Raw genomic sequence first — 17,694 nt, 5'->3', positions numbered from 1 at the left:
TTAATTGGAAAATGACGATATTGCTCCTTTCGGTAATCATAGTGATCGGTATGTTACTGCAAGTGACTGCACCATACTCTAAAGGTGTTGAACTGATTTGGGATACGTTATTCCACTTTGATGCGTCGAATTATCAGCACTTGATTACCCGGCTAACTTACCTGCCTAGACTAGTGGTCGCATTAGCATGTGGTTTTGGTCTTGCTGTTGCGGGCTCTGTGATGCAGTTTGTGCTGCGAAACCCTATCGCATCACCCACTACATTAGGGGTTGCGGCGGGAGCAGAATTGGGCATGGTTCTCGGAATACTGTTTCTGCCTGTTGGCTTAGCCATACCAGCATTTATTCCTGCCTTTATTGGTGGCTGTTTAGCGACGGCGCTGGTTTTTTCTCTTAGTGCTGCCAGAGGTTTCTCACCTTTACACTTAGTGCTGGCAGGTATGGTGGTTAGCTTGTTTTTGGGATCAGTGAATACCATGCTACTGATGCTAAACGAACAAAGACTTACCAGTATTTTTGTGTGGGGTTCAGGTGTACTTAATCAAAATGATTGGTCGAGTGCTCAGACACTGATTCCTTTGGTTTCCTTCCCAACCTTTTTGTTACTACTTCTTCATCGACCAATGTCTGCGCTACAGTTTGGCGATAATGTTGCGACCTCGCTTGGCATTAACATTAAACACGTCAAGCTGTTGTGTTTATCTTTGGCTATTTTTATCACCGCTGCGGTAGTCAGTGAAGTAGGGCTCATTGGGTTTGTTGGTATCGTTGCTCCCGCCATAGCGAGGATGCTTGGTGCGAGATCGTTAAGGCATCAGATTGTGGTGAGTGGGTGGGTCGGTAGCCTAATGCTATTGATTGTTGATTTAGTTATTCAGCCTTTTTCAGGCGTTGGGGGAGAGCTGCTTCCTACCGGTGCCATGACAGCATTGATTGGGGCGCCATTTTTGCTTTGGTTACTACAAAGGGCCAAGTTACCTTCAGAATTAAAAGCGCGTAGTGAGCAGACGGAACGCTATAAGCATGTAAATACGAAAAAGATCATTGTGATCATGTTTGGCGTGTTGTTAATCGCTGCTTTACTAGCTGTTGTTGTCGGGCGAGATCAGTTTGGTTGGACATTGAGTTTCAATCAATCCTTATTGCGACTGCGTGCGCCACGGGTATTGGTTGCGTTAATTGCAGGGATAGGACTCGCCGTTGCGGGCACTATTATTCAACGAATTTCAAACAATCCAATGGCAAGTCCCGAAGTATTGGGGATCAGCTCTGGTGCGGCTCTTGCTTTAGTACTCGGGACTTTAACGGGGGTAGCGATTGAACGAGAGCAACAAATGGCTCTTGGGACTCTAGGTGCTGTATCGGTGACAGTATTAGTGTGGTTGGTGGGACGAAAACACAACTTTGCTCCCGCGCGAACTTTACTCACTGGCATTGCATTGAGCGCAGGGCTTGATGCCTTGCTACGTATTGCAATGAGTTCCGGGAATGAAAATGCAACGGCACTCCTTACGTGGCTATCGGGTTCAACTTATCTGGTGGCTACTCAAGATATCGTCTTACTATTGAGTGGCGTTGGTTTAGTCGGAGCTTTTGCATTAGCACTCAATCGTTGGATAGAGATCATCAGTTTAGGGGAGGTAACGGCTAATAGCATTGGTGTGAGCGCCACCACGGTACGTTTAGTCTTACTTCTTCTGGTCGCGGCTTTAACGACGTTGTGTACCATCGTAATAGGGCCATTGAGCTTTATTGGCCTACTTGCACCGCATATGGCTCGCTCTCTGCACCAATATCGTGCCGTACCACAAATGTTGACCGCTGCATTATTGGGAGCAATTGTTATGGTCATTGCCGATTGGTTAGGTCGAACTTTGTGGTTCCCTTGGCAATTCCCTGCTGGTTTATTGGCTTCATTAATAGGTGGAGGTTACTTCCTGTATTTAATGAGACGTTAATAAGAGAACCCTTCAGTTTTAGCAGGAATTAATACGATATTTGCAGTCGATCTGTACGTCGTTATAGAGGCCAGAGTACCGAAAATTCGAGTGCTCTGGCCTTTTTATTTGTCGGTATGTTATTGATAGAATTAATATTTGTAGGTTTGTTATTTATTTTTGTTAATTATCAAAAAAATTGGTTGCTTATACAAATGATAATAATTAGCATTCTCTATATTGGTTTGGTAATAATAGTTCGAGAAATAATATGAATCGTAAAAACGATCGGCTCAATCTCGAGAGTTCAAACAAACAGGTCCGAGGTAATGACCCGTCCATTGCTTGTTTTCTCAACTCTCTCGCCCGCGAAAGTCAGTTCATTCAAATTCAACGTTCTGAAGGCCGGTACATTTTCCAGCTGTCCTTATCAGAAAATAGAGTGATTCAAATCCCTCTAAGCTATCACTCTGAACTTGGTAGTCATGAATATGACCTACCTGCATTGCTCCTTACAGAAGATGCGTATCACGCTTTATCTATCGAAGATCTGATCGACCACATTGTGTCTGAACCCGCGCTTGTCGGTATTCTTAGCGACGAACAGAAGCAGGTTTTTGTTACGCGAGTTTTGGAGAGTCACAACAATACGAAACAGGCGATAGAACATTCTCCTTATAGAGAGCAACTGTTCTCTGAAAAGCTGAACTTTAAAGTGGCAGAGCAGGGGTTGTTGATTGGTCACTCTTTCCACCCCGCCCCAAAGAGTCGCGAACAGTTTTCATTAAGTGACGCTAAACAATATTCTCCGGAGCTTGGTGGGAATTTTCAGCTTTATTGGCTAGTAGTTGATGAAGTGCTACTAGAGGTCGGAAGTTCTGCAGAGATACATTTTGCTCAACGTATGCATAATTTGATTGCTCATGATGAGCGGTTAACTAACTTATCTGTTGAGGCTAAAACTAAAGGTAAGTGCTTACTACCGGTTCATCCATGGCAATGGCAGGTGATGAGCGATAATTTGTCAGTACGAAACTATTTGGCATCAGGGCAAGTTGAAAACCTTGGTCAAATCGGTGTGACTTGGTATCCAACGTCATCGACGCGCTCTCTATACGCACCATCATTGCCTTATATGTTGAAGTTTTCATTGAGCGTGAAGTTAACCAACTCGATTCGTAATTTATCGCTGAAAGAAGTCATTCGTGGTACGCGACTAAATGAGCTGTTCCAACAACCGGAACTTTCTTGCGAAGTCGGCCATGTCAATGGTTTTCAAGTGATGCAAGAGCCTGCCTATATCGGTCTAAAGAACATTGATGGCAATGTTATTGATGAAAGCTTGGTCGCTTTTCGAGATAACCCATTAGTGAACACGCCCAACCAAGAAGCCGTAGTTCTCGCGACATTAACTCAGCAAAACCCTTATGATTCGGGTACAAGCTTGGTTTCTGAGCGTATTCGTCATTATGCCGGCCAACAAATAAAGTCTGACGTCGTGGTGGCGAAACAATGGTTTGAAGCTTATTGCGACCATGCGGTTGTACCTCTATTTCACCTACAAGCGAATTTGGGTGTTGTTTTTCTTGCTCACCAACAAAATATTGTTATGCAGCTCGAAGAGGGTTTTCCGGTAGGGATGTACTACCGTGATTGCCAAGGAACGGGTTATACCGACCTGGCATTCACCTTGTTTGGTGACAAGTTAGGGGATGAAAAAGAGGCGTTAGAAAATTATTGGAGCCAAGAGAAAGTAAGGCGTTATTTTGCTTACTATTTGATCATTAACTCAACCTTTAACCTTGTGTCTGCCATTTGCGCTAGCCTCGATGTTGAAGAGTCGCAATTAATTGAAATATTAAATCAAAAACTCGCGTTATTACTTCAATCTGGCGTGAAAGATGATCGATGTCTGCGGTATGTACTCACCAGCGAAACACTTTGCTGTAAGGGTAATTTCTTCTGCTATTTGCAAAATTTCAATGAAAACTCTATCCCAGATCCTGCTGTTATCTACTTCGATATGCCAAACCCCCTTGTACGAGTTAAAGAGGTAGCACATGCCTGATTTCAAAATGTTCGTTTATAACTCTCAGGAGTTACCTGAGGTTAATTTAACGGTTCAAGGTAATGACTTTGCGAATGCTGATACTTTGGCATTGTTAACCATAGAGTTGGATCAGTTATTTAGTGAACATAAAGCTATCGAAGATCTGCAGTTAAAAAGCGATGATCAAGTAGTTGTTGGCTTACTCGAGCGTGAATTACCAATTATCGACGGTGCGCTGTCCCGTCATGCATTCTATCAATCTCCAATGTCGTGGCACCGTCACAAAACTTCATCTTTGTTCCCAAAGCATTTAGTTCAGTCGGACAACCGTTATCGGTATCACCCTTCCAGGCCGCCAATGCCGGAAGGGGGCGTGTATCAAAGATATGACTTTGATGCGAATGTTGACGTTAGCTTTCGTGTAGTTGAGTTAGACAAAGATATAGCACGATTCACTCGCTGGATGAACGACCCACGAGTCGCGAATTTCTGGGAGCAAGCATGGAGCGAAGAGAAGTTAGCAGAATTTCTTACAGAACGATTGGCGGATCCTCATATTATTCCTCTGATTGGTGAGTTTAATGGCCAACCCTTTGGATACATTGAAGCATATTGGGTTTCTGAAGACAGACTCAGTGCTTATTACGAGGTACAAGATTTTGATCGCGGGATTCATCTACTCGTCGGTGAGCAAGCATACCGAGGCCCGACATTCTTTAATGCTTGGATGCGAGCGATCAGTCACTACTTGTTTATTGATGAAGTACGAACACAACGTATTGTTTTAGAACCAAGAGCAGACAATGAACGTCTGTTTAATCGAATTATACCTATGGGGTACGAAAAATGTTTCGAGTTCAATTTTCCTCATAAGCGTTCAGCCATGTTAATGCTGGATAGAGACCGTTTTTTTGCGGAGAAATGGTGATGGAACAGATCGCACTACACAAATATTGGTCCATCACCAATCACAAGCTTGTCGCCAAAATCTTGAGTGAATTCGCGTATGAGCAAGCATTTCGTTTTGATTTTGACTTAGGACGCTACTCACTTAGCTTGATAAATAACACCACTTATTTTTTTGAAGGGATAGAAAACATTTGGGGGCAGGTTGTTATTGATCCTACGTCTATTTGTCGATATTCAGATCAGGAGTCGTCTACCCCTTTGTCTGCTGCGTTATTGATGAGAGACCTCCAGCCTCTTTTAAATATGCCAGACGATGCGTTTGCTGAGCACTTAGAAGATCTTAATACAACCTTGTTAGGTGATTGCAAATTGATGCTACGTAAGGAGTCTATGACGGCTCGAGATTTGGCTTTTCTACCTTGTGAACAGCAGCAAACTTACTTTGATGGACACCCTAAATTTGCTTTTAACAAGGGTAGACGAGGTTGGGGAAGTGATGATCTTAATATCTATGCGCCAGAGGCTGAATGCACTTTTCAGTTGGGTTGGGTTGCTGTTCATGATTCGATTTTGCAGATCGCGACGAGTGATAGTGTCAATTGGCAGCAGCTGCTTACGGGGTCCGTTGAAGAACGTGATCTTAAAGAGATGGACAGCATTGTTTCAGCATTGAATGTGGATATTGATAATTATACTTATGTGCCTGTCCATCCGTGGCAATGGCGTAAGAAGTTATCCCTGTTGTTTGTTCAAGAGATGGCTAGTAAGGCTCTGATTTATATCGGCGAGTTTGGCGACCAATTCTTACCTCAACTCTCATTGCGCACGTTGAGTAATGCGACAAGACCAAATAGTTACGACATCAAGTTACCTCTGACCATTATGAACACCTCCTGTTATCGAGGTATTCCGGGGCGTTATATCCTAGCGGGCCCAACAGCTTCTGATTGGATGGATTCTGTTTTTAAATCCGATGATTTATTGAGCTACAAGCAGGCAGAGGTTTTACAAGAACCCGCTTCAGCTTATGCGGCCCAAGCCGACTATCGATGGTTGACCGATGCGCCCTATCGTTACCAAGAATTACTGGGTGTGATTTGGAGAGAATCTGCAGCGTCGAAACTCAACGATAACGAAAGTGCCATTTTGATGGCAGCGTTAATGGAAACCGATAATCAAGGAAAACCGCTGATCGCGGAGTACATTGAACGCTCAGGTGTATCACCTCAAGAATGGTTAGGAAAAATGTTTGATGCGGTGGTGATCCCGTACTACCACCTGTTGTGTAAATACGGCGTTTCATTGATTGCACATGGTCAGAACGTCACTTTGGTTTTAGAAAACGCATTGCCAAAACGCATTTTGCTTAAAGATTTTCAAGGGGACATGCGCTTAGTTGAGAGTGACTACCCTGAGCAAGCCTCATTGGCTGAAGGTGTAAAACAAGTCACCGTGCGCTTGCCGGAAGATCTGATCATTCATGATCTGCAAACGGGTCACTTTGTCACAACATTACGCTTTATTTCCCCTTTGGTTGCTCAGTTAGGCTACTCGGAAGCGCAATTTTATCAATTACTCGGCGATCGGCTTAAAGCTTATATGGCAGAGCATCCTGAGTATCAGCATCGGTTTACCAAATTCGATTTGTTTAAACCCCGAATACTAAGAATTGGACTCAATTTAGCGAAGTTCCGACACAGTACAGACTCTAGCGCGTCAAGAATGCTACCAGATATGGATGATATGTTGGATAACCCACTCGTGACGGCTCAATTAAGTAAATCGTAAACCTCACAACATTATAACTATAAATTTTGCGCTTAATTTAAGACGCATTAATCAACCCAAAAGGATGGTTCGAATGGAACACGTTAATAACGTCAGGCTTGACTTAGCAGGTGTTGGGGTTGGCCCATTTAACCTCAGCATTGCAGCACTATTAGCTGACAAACCTCAGATCAATGCACAATTTTTTGAAGGTAGAGATAGTTTTGTTTGGCACCCTGGATTGTTGCTAGACAATACCAATATGCAGACTATGTTCTTGAAAGATTTAGTCACTGCTGTTAACCCAGAAAGTCCATATTCATTTATGTCTTACTTAGTAAAGAACAAGAAGTTTTACCGCTTTCTTTCTGCAGAACTTCAGTGTATCAGTCGCCACGAATTTTCCGATTATTTAGCCTGGGCGGCGCATCAACTCAACAACGTTCAATTTGCAACGAAAGTGGAGCATGTGGAGTTCACGGGAAGCATCTTTGATGTACATACCAATCAGGGAATCTATCAGGCAAAGAATCTTTGCATAGGTACAGGCAAGGTACCTTACATTCCAGATTGCGCGAAACCACACATTGGTGAGCGCGTGTTTCATGCTGTTGAAATGGGCTTAAGAGAGCGAGATTTTACCAATAAACGTGTGATGATTATCGGTGGCGGACAAAGTGGGGCCGACATATTCCTCAATGCACTCCAGCACAAATGGGGTAAGCCTAAGTCACTTGATTGGGTGTCTCGACGTGCGAATTACCAACCTTTGGATGAAGCCTCTTTTACGAATGAGTTCTTTGCTCCTGATTATGTCGATGCTTTTGTTAACCTGTCTCCTAAGGTTAAGCAACAAGAAGTGGCGAACCAAAAGCTGACTTCTGATGGTATTACTCAGAAAGCGTTGCTAACTATTTATCAAGAATTGTATTACCGCTTTGATGTTCTAAAAGAAGACAAATGGGTAAAACTACTTCCTCACCGAACTCTTACTCACATCTCTGAGCACGATAAGGCATTCAAACTGATGGTGAGTAATGCCTTAGGTGAGTGTCTGGAAGCGCATCAAGCCGACATCGTGATTCTCGCGACAGGCTTTGAATCTCCTAACCCAAGTTGCCTTAGCTCGATCTTTCCGTTGTTGGACATGGACGAACAGAATCGTTACCAAATGACACCAGACTTTGAACTTAAGTGGGAAGGTCAAGCAACCAACAAGATTTTTGCGGTGAATGCTGGAATACATAGCCATGGTATTGCCGAGCCTCAATTAAGTTTGATGGCGTGGCGCAGTGCAAAGATTATTAATAGCTTAGCGGGTGAGCTTCTGTTTGATATTGATTCTGGCCCCGGGATGATTGAATGGCTGAGCTCTTCCACATTGTCCGAATTGAGCTCTATTAAATAGTGCATTTGATACGTAATGGCTTTGTTGTTTTGGACAATTGGTATTGTCTTGTCTGCTTAAGCCATGATTTAAGAATTTAAGCCATGTGTGAACCACCTGATGGGTGATGATGACATTGGTTTATTTAGCAAAGTAATAATGAAGGACATCACATAAGCCTTGATGGTTTTTGGAGCCTTCTCTCCATAAAAATAGAGAATAAAATGAACGTTAAAAAAGGAAGTTTTCCACTATCGACTGTTGCTTTAGCGGTTGCCGCTGCAAGCACAATATTCCCAGCCCAAGCTCAACAAACAACAACTGAAGAAAAAATGGTCGTTGTTTCAAGTCGCACTCCTAAAGCGATCAGTGATATCCCAGGCACTGTTTGGTATATCGATTCGGCGCAAATTGAGCAGGAGTTTCGTGGTGGTAAGTCACTTGGCGAGATTCTCTCGGCAACTATCCCGTCGTTAGACGTTAGCAGTGGTGCTCGTACTAACTATGGTCAGAACTTACGTGGACGTAAGATGCTCGTGATGATTGATGGTGTATCTTTACAATCTTCACGTCCAATCAGTCGTCACTTAGATTCGATCGACCCGTTTAACATTGATCGTATTGAAGTGTTGTCGGGTGCTACTTCGATCTATGGTGCGGGTGCGTCTGGTGGTGTAATCAACATCATTACCAAAAAAGCGGATGGTGAAGGGCTAGAGTTTGAATCGTATGTGGGAGGTTCATCAGGCTTTAATTCAGGTGAAGACTTTGATTACAAAGTGGGTCAATCAGTTTCTGGTGGTAACGATAAGGTTACTGCTCGTGCATCTGTGGTTTACACTGAAACCCAGGGTTTCTTTGATGCTGACGGCGACATCGTAACGCCTGATATTTCTCAGGGTTCGTTACAGTTTAACCAAACGGTTGATTTTTTGACGACAGTTGGTGTGAATATCTCTGAGACGAAGAAGCTGAACTTGTTAGCTCAATACTACGACAGCCAACAAGATTCACCTTATGGACTTTACATCGTTAACAATAAATTTGTGGATGTGAGAAAAGGTTTTTATTCTGACCGTGAACATGGCACCGAGCGTATGATGTTAAGTGCGTCTTACGTTGATGACCAGTTCTTAGGACATCAACTTATTGCTGAAGCGTCTTACCGTAAAGAAGATCAGACCTACACGCCTTATTATCAATCTTCAGGTCAACAAATAACGGATGTTTTCTCTTTAAAAACAGCCTTAGCGAAGAGTTTTAACAAGTTTAACATCGTTTATGGTATTGATGCTTATCAAGATACCTTAGAGAGCAACCAAGCACTTTATGATCCAACGATAGCCAATAATTCTGGTAATCTAGTTAACCAAACTTACGCTGAAATAGGTCGTTATCCTGGCGTTGAGGTTGGTTCTGTAGCGGGCTTTGTGCAAGCCGGGTACTCGATTACTGATGCTTGGAGTGTCGAAGGTGGTTTCCGTTATCAATATATGGTCAATAAGATTGACGATTTTGTTGGATATAAGCAACAGGGTCAGATAGCTAAAGGCAACGGAACATCAGCCGACTCAGTACCGGGTGGTGAAACGAATTACAGTGTTGGGTTGTTTAACTTGGGTACGATCTATCACCTCAATGATGAGTCTCAAATCTGGACTAACTTCTCTCAAGGTTTTGACCTTGCGGATCCTGCGAAATACTACGGCCAAGGTGACTACACGTTGGTTGGTGATAACTGGCAATTAAACGACAGTATTAATGTTAACAACTCAAAAATGTCGGGCATCAAAACCAATAGTGTTGAACTTGGTTATCGCTTAGATAACGGTGATTTGAATCTTCAAACTGCAGCGTATTACTCTCACTCGGATAAAGCGGTTAAATACAACAAGCAGACACTGCTTATTGAAGAGTTGGATGATAAAAAGCGTGTTTACGGTTTAGAAGCGATGGCGTCTTACTGGGTACATGACAACGTTCAACTGGGGGCTTCAGGTCACTACGTTGTTTCAGAAGTGAAAGGCGACGATGGTTGGAAAGATATGACCGCTGGAGAAGCGAGCACGTCAAAAGCAACAGCATGGGCTGGTTGGTATGATTCAGAGCTCGCGCTTAAACTTCAAAGCCAAACTATGTTTGATTACGAAGATGACTCTCAAAACAAACTGGATGGTTACACTGTGTTTGATCTTGTGGGCTCTTACCAATTACCTGTCGGTAGCTTAGGTTTTGGTATCCAAAACTTACTTAACGAAGACTACACAACGATCTGGGGTCAGCGCGCACAAATTGTATACTCGTCTCACTACGATGCTGCAGCTTACGATTACAAAGGCCGTGGTCGTACTTATACTTTGAATTACCAAGTTAAGTACTGATCTCTTTTAGGTAACTGATGTAGAGCTAAATATAGCTTAGCAAAGGCAAAGCCATTCATAGCGATATGAGTGGCTTTTTGTATGACTCTCAATATAGCCTTGCTGGATAACCTCCAACGAGAACGCTGTTATTTACCTCTCGGACGCTTTTCTACCAAGCCATTGCGTTCTAAGCCGCGTCTTACGCTGCTGCATAGTTTACCAAAACGACGCAGTTCTTCGAAGTTTGGCCCTTGTCCGATTGAAATACTGTGTTCCCAGTACATCAACTCACTGTCGACCATCTCCAATAATTTCTTAGAGCAACCGGAGCAATTTCCTTTTGGCCCACAAATGAACGTCTCTGACTCGTAAAGAGGGAGTTCGTTTTTCACTTCTTCAATGAGATTCAACATCGCCGAGTTTAAGTCTGGCTTCTTGTTGGTGAGTGGTTTCAAGCTTAGTGCTTGAGGCGCGGTCACTGAAGGGGTTTGTGTGTTGGATTGTAAATTCAAAGCAGTTGATGACATACCAAAAGGAAAGAAGAAGAGGAGCATCCTACTCTTCACGAAAAAGTGAACCTTGATGTAGTGCAATAAGCGTGGCGATATATCCGAAAGAGGTAGGAGAAATAAGGGAGTGAGAATAGTGGAGAGCGTGAGAAGGAGAGCCACAAACGGCGTGGCCCCCCTAATTAAAGTTTGGTATTAACAAGAACTCTTAGAATTCAGCGTCGAACTGGAACTCCATCCACTCTTTGGTGACTGGGTGATGCAGCGCAAGCCTTTCAGCGTGTAAGTGCAATCGGTCAGCTTTGTTGCCATACAAGCCGTCACCAACGATAGGCATGTTAAGCCCTTCTTCGTGTGAACAGTGAACGCGCAATTGGTGCGTACGGCCAGTTTTCGGGTGCAGATAAACCTTGGTGGTTTCTTGGTTTCGCTCAATCACTTCCCACTTGGTTTCAGCAGGTTTGCCGTGTTCGAAGCAGACAATTTGACGAGGACGATCGTACAAATCGCCGCGCAATGGCAAGCGAACATAACCTTCATCTTCTGCCAGAACGCCTTCAATCATTGCTACATATCGCTTCTCGACTTCACGAGTAATGAACTGCTTCTGCAAGCTTTTGTTCGCACGTCGTGTGAGGGCAAATATCAGAATACCAGAGGTCGCCATGTCTAAACGGTGAATAACAAATGGCCCTTCAACATCGGGGTGCATTTCTTGAACACGAGTGTAGGCCGAATCTTTGATCGTTTTGCCCGGTACAGATAGGAAACCGGCTGGCTTGTGTACCACAACGATGTGATCGTCTTGGAACAAGATATCGAGGTCTTTGCCTTCAGCAGGGTTTTCTAGCAATGGGTTGGGATCGACTTCTAGACCTTTCATCATGTGGCCTAAAATTGGAACACATTTGCTTTGGCAAGAGGCGTAGTATTTTTTGTGTTTGCGGATTTCTGATTTTGGTGAGCGACCCCACCAGAATTCAGCCAGTGCCAGTGGCGTATAGCCATTCAGATATGCATATTGCAGAAGTTTTGGCGCGGCACATTCGCCAGACCCGGCAGGTGGAATCTTATTCGGCATGTTTTCAAAAATTTGGTTTAGATCTTCGACATTGCCTTCCGCATTTTGGAAAGCGTATTGTGAAAATAGTTTGTGTTGAAGCTGATGAGAAAGGTGTGCTCTTTGCTCTTTGAGTTCTGCTAATTGAGTCGTAAACACGTCAACTTTGCCTTGAAGCTCATTCAGAGTTTGTTCCCAGTTGAGCTTAAGATACTTCTGCTGATTCTTGCCGGCAACACTGGCTTTGTTTAGCTCGTTATTTAGCTGTTCGAAAGCTTGCTCATCAAGGTTTTCTTTGCCTTGTTCACGTTGCTCTTTACGTGTTTTGCGGCCTTCAATAATCAGCAAGCGTTGCGCTTCGATCTCTTGTTCTGCCTGTGCTTTCTGTTGTGCTAACAGCTCACACAATTCGAGATATTCAGTGTTGACTTGCAGCGCTTTAAATTTCGCATTCACAGCCATCATGTCGGCCGTGTCTTGATGGAAAAAGCTGTCGCTGCTCAACATGTCGAATACAGGCGGTACAAAATAGGGCAGTAGGTTTTGGTCGGCGACTTTACCAGAAAATGCAGAGAAATAACCAAGCTCATCTTCTGGGCTTTTCACCAACAATACACCAAACATTTTACCGCGACCCACGTCAGAATCTAGCCCGAAATCATGTTGCCAATCGGTTTGTGTTTCTAAATATTGTTGAAGTTGGTGAGAGGCGATTTCACACAGTGGGTGTGGTTCGTAATAGAATGGGAACGTGAAACGCTCAGGCAACGAATATGACTCGATCGGCTGTTGAAAGCGAGTGAAGCAATGCTCAGGGTTGTGGCTTTTTTCTGAGGCGTGCGTTGGTTTTGGTGAGTGCATATTGTCGTCTTAATACTTATATCGTCGTGTAATGGGTAGTGAGTCTACCGTGTATTACTAGAAAGCCTTCAACACGGTACAAGGCGGCGATTCTACTCTTTATCGAAAAGCGCCACAAATAAGAAATGGTTCAATTATTGGATACCACTGTTGTGAGGCGTCACTCCAAGTTTTCGAGTGACGGTTTGAGCTTCATAAATGGATGAGTGACTTCTCGTTTTTTATTATAGAAGACAACTTAATAAACGAAGGGTGGTAGCCTTACCGATGTCTTGTGTAACTAAGGTAACGTTATGATCCCACTAAATACTTCCATCGTGGCAGGTGTCGCTCTTTCTGAAATCAACGGCCAAACGAAAATGCTATTAATGAAGCGTGTGAAGGGCGGTTTTTGGTGCCATGTTGCTGGTTCAATCGAAGTGGGTGAGACTGGCTGTCAGGCCATTGTTCGTGAGTTTGAAGAAGAAACCAAAATCGCAGTGGAAGCTCTGTATAATGCGCAGTTCCTAGAACAGTTCTACGAGGCGGACGTCAATGTGATTCAACTAATCCCAGTGTTTGCCGTGTTATGCCCGCCCAATCAGGCGGTTGAACTGAACCATGAGCATACCGAGTACCGCTGGTGTAGTTTAGAGGAAGCTAAAGTGCTAGCGCCGTTTCCTAATCAGCATGCAGTTTATGATCATATCTGGTCGTATTTTGTTGATAAGTCCGTAAATCCGCTTTACCGAGTGAAAGTGAAGTAGCGCGGTGTCCCTTGATGAGATGTGCAGAACTTAACGTTTAGGCTTACAAAAAAGGGGTAAGAAGACGCTTACTGGTACTTGGCGCCAATTTTACTTATTGTGTTTCTCTTTGCTTTTCCGGTATTCACTTGGTGTCATTCCAGTCATTGTTGAAAACTCCCGATTAAAATTGGATTTAGTCTGAAAACCAGAATTCATGAATACTTGAGTAATAGTGCCTTGAGACGTAATCAAAGCATGTTTGGCATGGTCTATACGATACTTATTGATGAGTTTAGAAATATTCTTTTTATGAACTTGATTGACTGCGATAGAAATTTGCTTTGCTGGTATACCTAACTTTCGTGTCAATTTCGAAAGAGTGAGTTCAGGGTCTAGGTAAAGAGAGTCTTGGCGAATCTTGCTATCTAACATAGAAGTGATTTCTTCAGCCCGTTCACTGGTCATTAATGCAGAACTTAGTGGCTCATCATTAGCGCCATTCATTTCTTTGGACTTTTCCCCATTCGTTATAGGAGTATTAATACCTGTCACGACGACAGCTATCGATAGCACGGGCAAAAGAACTAAATGTGCAGCAGTAAGTATATAGAGTGACAGTTCGCCTTGGTTAAAAGTTAAATCCAACGACATGAATGTATCTACAAATGCAGAAAATATCAGTACCCACCCCGCAATACTCTCTGCTTTTTTTACTCCTTCCCAATTTCCTAACGAGACATTAATCAGTGCGGCTTCTGTTGACGAAAAGCGGAGAAGTGCAATTCCATAAATGATGTAAGTTAAAGTAAGTATTTCATCCAATGGAAGTGCTAACCAGGGTTGAGTTATAGAGCTCACAACAACGAGTAATGGTGCAACAAAGTGTTTAATAGGTAAGAAGCCGAGGTCTCGATTTGCATGCGCAAACGCATACCACGCTGCAACAGGAATTGTGGAAGCCAGAATAGGTTGTGCGATGCTGAAAATTTCAAGTCCAAATGTCCAGCGTAATCCAACCATCGCGGTAGTGGCAGAGCACAGCCCTAAAAACATGCTTGCGACCTTAGTTTGTTGAGAGAGTCGGGCATAAAGTATTATCGCCAATAACCCTAGCAACATAGAAACAATGAATGGAACGGGAATCGCAAGCATAGCTGGACCTAGATTAATAAATGGGTATTTGAATGGGATTGCACCAAGGATAACTCGATGAAATATAATTAAAAATGTAAAATAGACAAAAACTTGTTTAAGGACGACCTAAAACCTGTTTTGAGACGTATACTCCCCTTATTTCGAGGCAAAATGTCATCATCAATTCGTTATTGAGGTGACATTTATGAAGTTTTATTTTCTAGCTTGGAAACGAAGTTTAGATTTTGTTGGCCGCTCGTCGCGTGAAGAATACTGGATGTTTATACTCGTGCATATATTGGTGAGTGTCGGGTGTATTGTGGCTGATATGGCTATGGGTATGACGACTTGGTTTGACACCATTTATGGCATTTTAAGTTTTATTCCTATGCTTTCCGCAATAGCTCGTAGACTGCACGATATTAACAAATCTGGATATTGGGGACTGGTCTTTTTTATACCAGCAGTAGGACCTTTTTGGTTAATATATTTGTTAGTGAAATCGACCAATGTTCAGAACGATCAGGAGACATTAGCATGAAAAAAGCAATCATTTTGAATGTGTTTTTGTCTGTTTTTATCTCAACATTTAGTGGCGCCATCACACTATCGTCGGCGGATACGTTTGGTATTTTAACAATCGACACTATGACCCAAGGACAGCTCTTGTGGCTTAACGGCCGAGTCGGGGAAGCGAACTATATATTTACTCGTCAAGACGAAAAGATATGTACTGTTCAGGTGCCTGTTGCCGTGGGGAGTATTGCTGAACCTGATTTGGGGATCAGTAAAACGAAAGGTCTAACTATTGTCGTTGTAAGTCAACGGCTCAATGATGCACTTATTGAAGGGAAACGGGTAAATAGTAAAGATTGGCGCTTCACAACAAAAGAATATAATGGAAACGTTGACGGACTGATAGTTAATGGAATTAACCTTGAAGAAGGCTTCATCTTAAACTCCAAAAGAAAGTGGGTTTCTTGGTTTTTAGGAGATAAACCAAGCGTCGTTTGTCACTAATTTATAGTTCCTTTCAAACAATGCTACTCATACCAATCGTAGTACGTAATTGGCCACCATAGCTTGTTACAGCGCTCGACAACTTCGTTAGAAACTGTGTGGGTGGTTGGTATTACATGCATAGAAGCTCATTCTGCAAATGAATGGGCTTCATCTTAAGGCGGCCTGCCTAACCACATCATTTTTTACATGTAGGGGTTGGTATGCCCGATTACGAAGCGTCTTTGGGGGACAAATCCATCCATTAAAATATACTTGCACCTTGGATAGTTCAGGAAAACGAAAGTTAACTAAAATTGCCAGTTTACATTCAGGTTGTAGACATAGTCGTTATTGTATTCTCTTTCTTTTAAGGGTTTAGCATAGTCAATAGCAACATATAAATTTGCTTCAAAGCCAATTTCAACACCAAGTGCTGCTGATGAGATCCGGTCTGTTCTGGCGGTAGAAAGCTCTCTCTCGGTATAAGCGAAGTCATAAGTGATATAGGGGTTAAAAAAATAATTCCCATGTTTGTTTCGTTGTAACAGCTTTACTTCGGTGCCATATCCTCTATCACCTTCTATGGTGTTTTCCGGGTAACCACGGCCATAGTTGAGACCACCGTAATTTAAACGCTGCGATGGCACTATCCTCTCATCGGCAAACATACCGTTTGCCCGCAAAGATACAACGTAATCCTTAATAAATTCATATGAAGTAGATAAATTAAGGTCGTAAAAAGTAAAATCGCTGTTGTAGATATTTTCAGTTTCTAAATCACTCCTATATCTAAATGCACTACTGATACTTTGGTTGACTCCTAAGCCGGCTGAGAAGTTGAAATTGTCAAATCGTTTAATCACATCTATTGAAATCTGGCCAATAACATAATCTAGGTGATCGTCTAAGTTGCCTAAAGATGTGCCATTGAAGGAAACATCATAATTGCGTTCCTCTTTTTCATAGAGCACCCCCAGAGACACACTGAAGTCGGTCGTTTGATTTAATGTTATCGGGTAAGAGATAACGTAATCCAAGCTGTGTCGTTCAAAAGTATTGTCAACCGCTAACTTCACACCTCCTATATCAAGGATGCTTTCTTCGTTATCGGTATAATAGCTAGCGCTCAATCTACCTAAAGTTCCGTTGTGGAAAATGTCGTGTTCAAGCCTCATTGAGTAATATCCTTCATCACTATTATTATCACGTGGGAGTAAACCAATGAGGGTTAGACGATTAATCGACATCCGATTAATATTACTACGTAGTCCCAAAGAGAAGTTACGCTCAGAATCTTGCTGCATTGAATAACCGATAAAAGGTTTAAATACGGTCTTATCTCGGGTAACGATACGAATAGATGTCGCGCCAGATATAGTTTTTGGTCTGGGGAGTGTAATATCAAATTGGTAACCAGGAATTCTATTGATTAGCAGGATAGCGCGTTCTAGAGAGGCCTGAGTTGCGGGATTCTCATTCAATAGCGGTTGTAAAATAGAGCGCACTTTGTGTTTAACTGTATCATTAGGGATCTCAAGTTCACTTCTGATCACAAATCCTTCCACAATAGTGATAGTCAATCGACCATCCCGAAAGTCATTTTGTTTAACAGTAGCAAAAGCGAGAGGGTAGCCGGCGATATGAAAACGCTGGGTGATTTTTTCGATCGCTTGCCCGATCAATTCGACCGAATAAGGTTGATTCAACAGCACTTGAACATCTTGTGCTAGCTGCTCAAGCTCCAACGATGTACCACCAGAAAAGTGTATTGACTGAATAACCTCTGAGCTGAGTACCTCCACTTCTCCTTTCATCTGCTCAACGTCAACATTGGAAGCAGACTCGGTTTGGTTCTTCGGTTCAGGTTGTACTAATAAAGGGGGCTCCGCGGCGTGACACTGGATGGTTGAAAGTAAACCAACAACAAAAAAAAAGGACTTTTTCTTTCTCAACATAGATACCCTTATAGAATAAAGAGCCATGATCT

Annotated in this window: 13 protein-coding genes; 9 read left to right on the top strand and 4 right to left on the bottom strand. The window is 42.8% G+C overall.

Translation table 11 applies throughout. The annotated features are described in order from the left end of the window. Nucleotides 1-11: 11 nt before the first annotated feature. The 6 genes from fhuB (at nt 12) to OCV24_RS14645 (ending at nt 10,431) form a co-directional block, all read left to right on the top strand. Complete coding sequence (gene fhuB, locus OCV24_RS14670) at nt 12-1,958, top strand: Fe(3+)-hydroxamate ABC transporter permease FhuB (RefSeq protein ID WP_137008182.1); 1,947 nt, start codon at nt 12-14, stop codon at nt 1,956-1,958. 250 nt (nt 1,959-2,208) lie between these two features. Further along, nucleotides 2,209-4,005: an IucA/IucC family protein gene (locus OCV24_RS14665; protein WP_150878857.1), complete on the top strand. Its 1,797-nt coding sequence runs from the start codon at nt 2,209-2,211 to the stop codon at nt 4,003-4,005. Further along, nucleotides 3,998-4,915 (top strand): GNAT family N-acetyltransferase, encoded by a 918-nt coding sequence (locus OCV24_RS14660; protein WP_150878859.1) that lies wholly within the window; start codon nt 3,998-4,000, stop codon nt 4,913-4,915. The genes OCV24_RS14665 and OCV24_RS14660 overlap by 8 nt, the downstream gene beginning before the upstream one ends. Continuing rightward, entirely contained in the window at nt 4,915-6,684 is a 1,770-nt protein-coding gene (locus OCV24_RS14655; RefSeq protein WP_150878861.1) for an IucA/IucC family protein, read from the top strand. The genes OCV24_RS14660 and OCV24_RS14655 overlap by 1 nt, the downstream gene beginning before the upstream one ends. A gap of 73 nt (nt 6,685-6,757) precedes the next feature. After that, nucleotides 6,758-8,071 (top strand): lysine N(6)-hydroxylase/L-ornithine N(5)-oxygenase family protein, encoded by a 1,314-nt coding sequence (locus OCV24_RS14650; protein WP_150878863.1) that lies wholly within the window; start codon nt 6,758-6,760, stop codon nt 8,069-8,071. A gap of 203 nt (nt 8,072-8,274) precedes the next feature. Beyond that, nucleotides 8,275-10,431, top strand: a complete 2,157-nt coding sequence (locus OCV24_RS14645) for a TonB-dependent receptor (RefSeq protein WP_136980935.1) — start codon at nt 8,275-8,277, stop codon at nt 10,429-10,431. A 128-nt stretch (nt 10,432-10,559) separates the two neighbouring features. Here OCV24_RS14645 and OCV24_RS14640 read toward each other — a convergent pair whose 3' ends face one another. Further along, nucleotides 10,560-10,940, bottom strand: coding sequence for a hypothetical protein (locus OCV24_RS14640; RefSeq protein ID WP_077681710.1), 381 nt, complete (start codon nt 10,938-10,940; stop codon nt 10,560-10,562). Nucleotides 10,941-11,130: 190 nt separating this feature from the next. Further along, nucleotides 11,131-12,843 (bottom strand): RluA family pseudouridine synthase, encoded by a 1,713-nt coding sequence (locus OCV24_RS14635; RefSeq protein WP_150878865.1) that lies wholly within the window; start codon nt 12,841-12,843, stop codon nt 11,131-11,133. A gap of 293 nt (nt 12,844-13,136) precedes the next feature. Here OCV24_RS14635 and OCV24_RS14630 point away from each other — a divergent pair, with 293 nt between their 5' ends. Continuing rightward, the gene (locus OCV24_RS14630) at nt 13,137-13,589 is read left to right on the top strand and encodes an NUDIX hydrolase (protein WP_102508410.1); all 453 of its coding nucleotides are present in this window, start codon (nt 13,137-13,139) and stop codon (nt 13,587-13,589) included. A 90-nt stretch (nt 13,590-13,679) separates the two neighbouring features. Here OCV24_RS14630 and OCV24_RS14625 read toward each other — a convergent pair whose 3' ends face one another. Beyond that, nucleotides 13,680-14,723, bottom strand: coding sequence for a helix-turn-helix domain-containing protein (locus tag OCV24_RS14625; RefSeq protein ID WP_150878867.1), 1,044 nt, complete (start codon nt 14,721-14,723; stop codon nt 13,680-13,682). Nucleotides 14,724-14,910: 187 nt separating this feature from the next. Between OCV24_RS14625 and OCV24_RS14620 the strand changes: the two genes are divergently transcribed. Beyond that, the gene (locus tag OCV24_RS14620; protein ID WP_137032722.1) at nt 14,911-15,246 is read left to right on the top strand and encodes a DUF805 domain-containing protein; all 336 of its coding nucleotides are present in this window, start codon (nt 14,911-14,913) and stop codon (nt 15,244-15,246) included. Beyond that, entirely contained in the window at nt 15,243-15,725 is a 483-nt protein-coding gene (locus OCV24_RS14615; RefSeq protein WP_150878869.1) for a hypothetical protein, read from the top strand. Before OCV24_RS14620 ends, OCV24_RS14615 begins: the two co-directional genes overlap by 4 nt. A gap of 290 nt (nt 15,726-16,015) precedes the next feature. Here OCV24_RS14615 and OCV24_RS14610 read toward each other — a convergent pair whose 3' ends face one another. After that, nucleotides 16,016-17,689: a POTRA domain-containing protein gene (locus OCV24_RS14610; RefSeq protein WP_150878871.1), complete on the bottom strand. Its 1,674-nt coding sequence runs from the start codon at nt 17,687-17,689 to the stop codon at nt 16,016-16,018. Nucleotides 17,690-17,694 lie beyond the last annotated feature (5 nt).

It is taken from the genome of Vibrio kanaloae, assembly GCF_024347535.1.
Taxonomy (GTDB): domain Bacteria; phylum Pseudomonadota; class Gammaproteobacteria; order Enterobacterales; family Vibrionaceae; genus Vibrio; species Vibrio kanaloae.
Note: the sequence above shows the minus strand (reverse complement) of the source record. Positions and strands in the feature narration are given on the sequence as shown.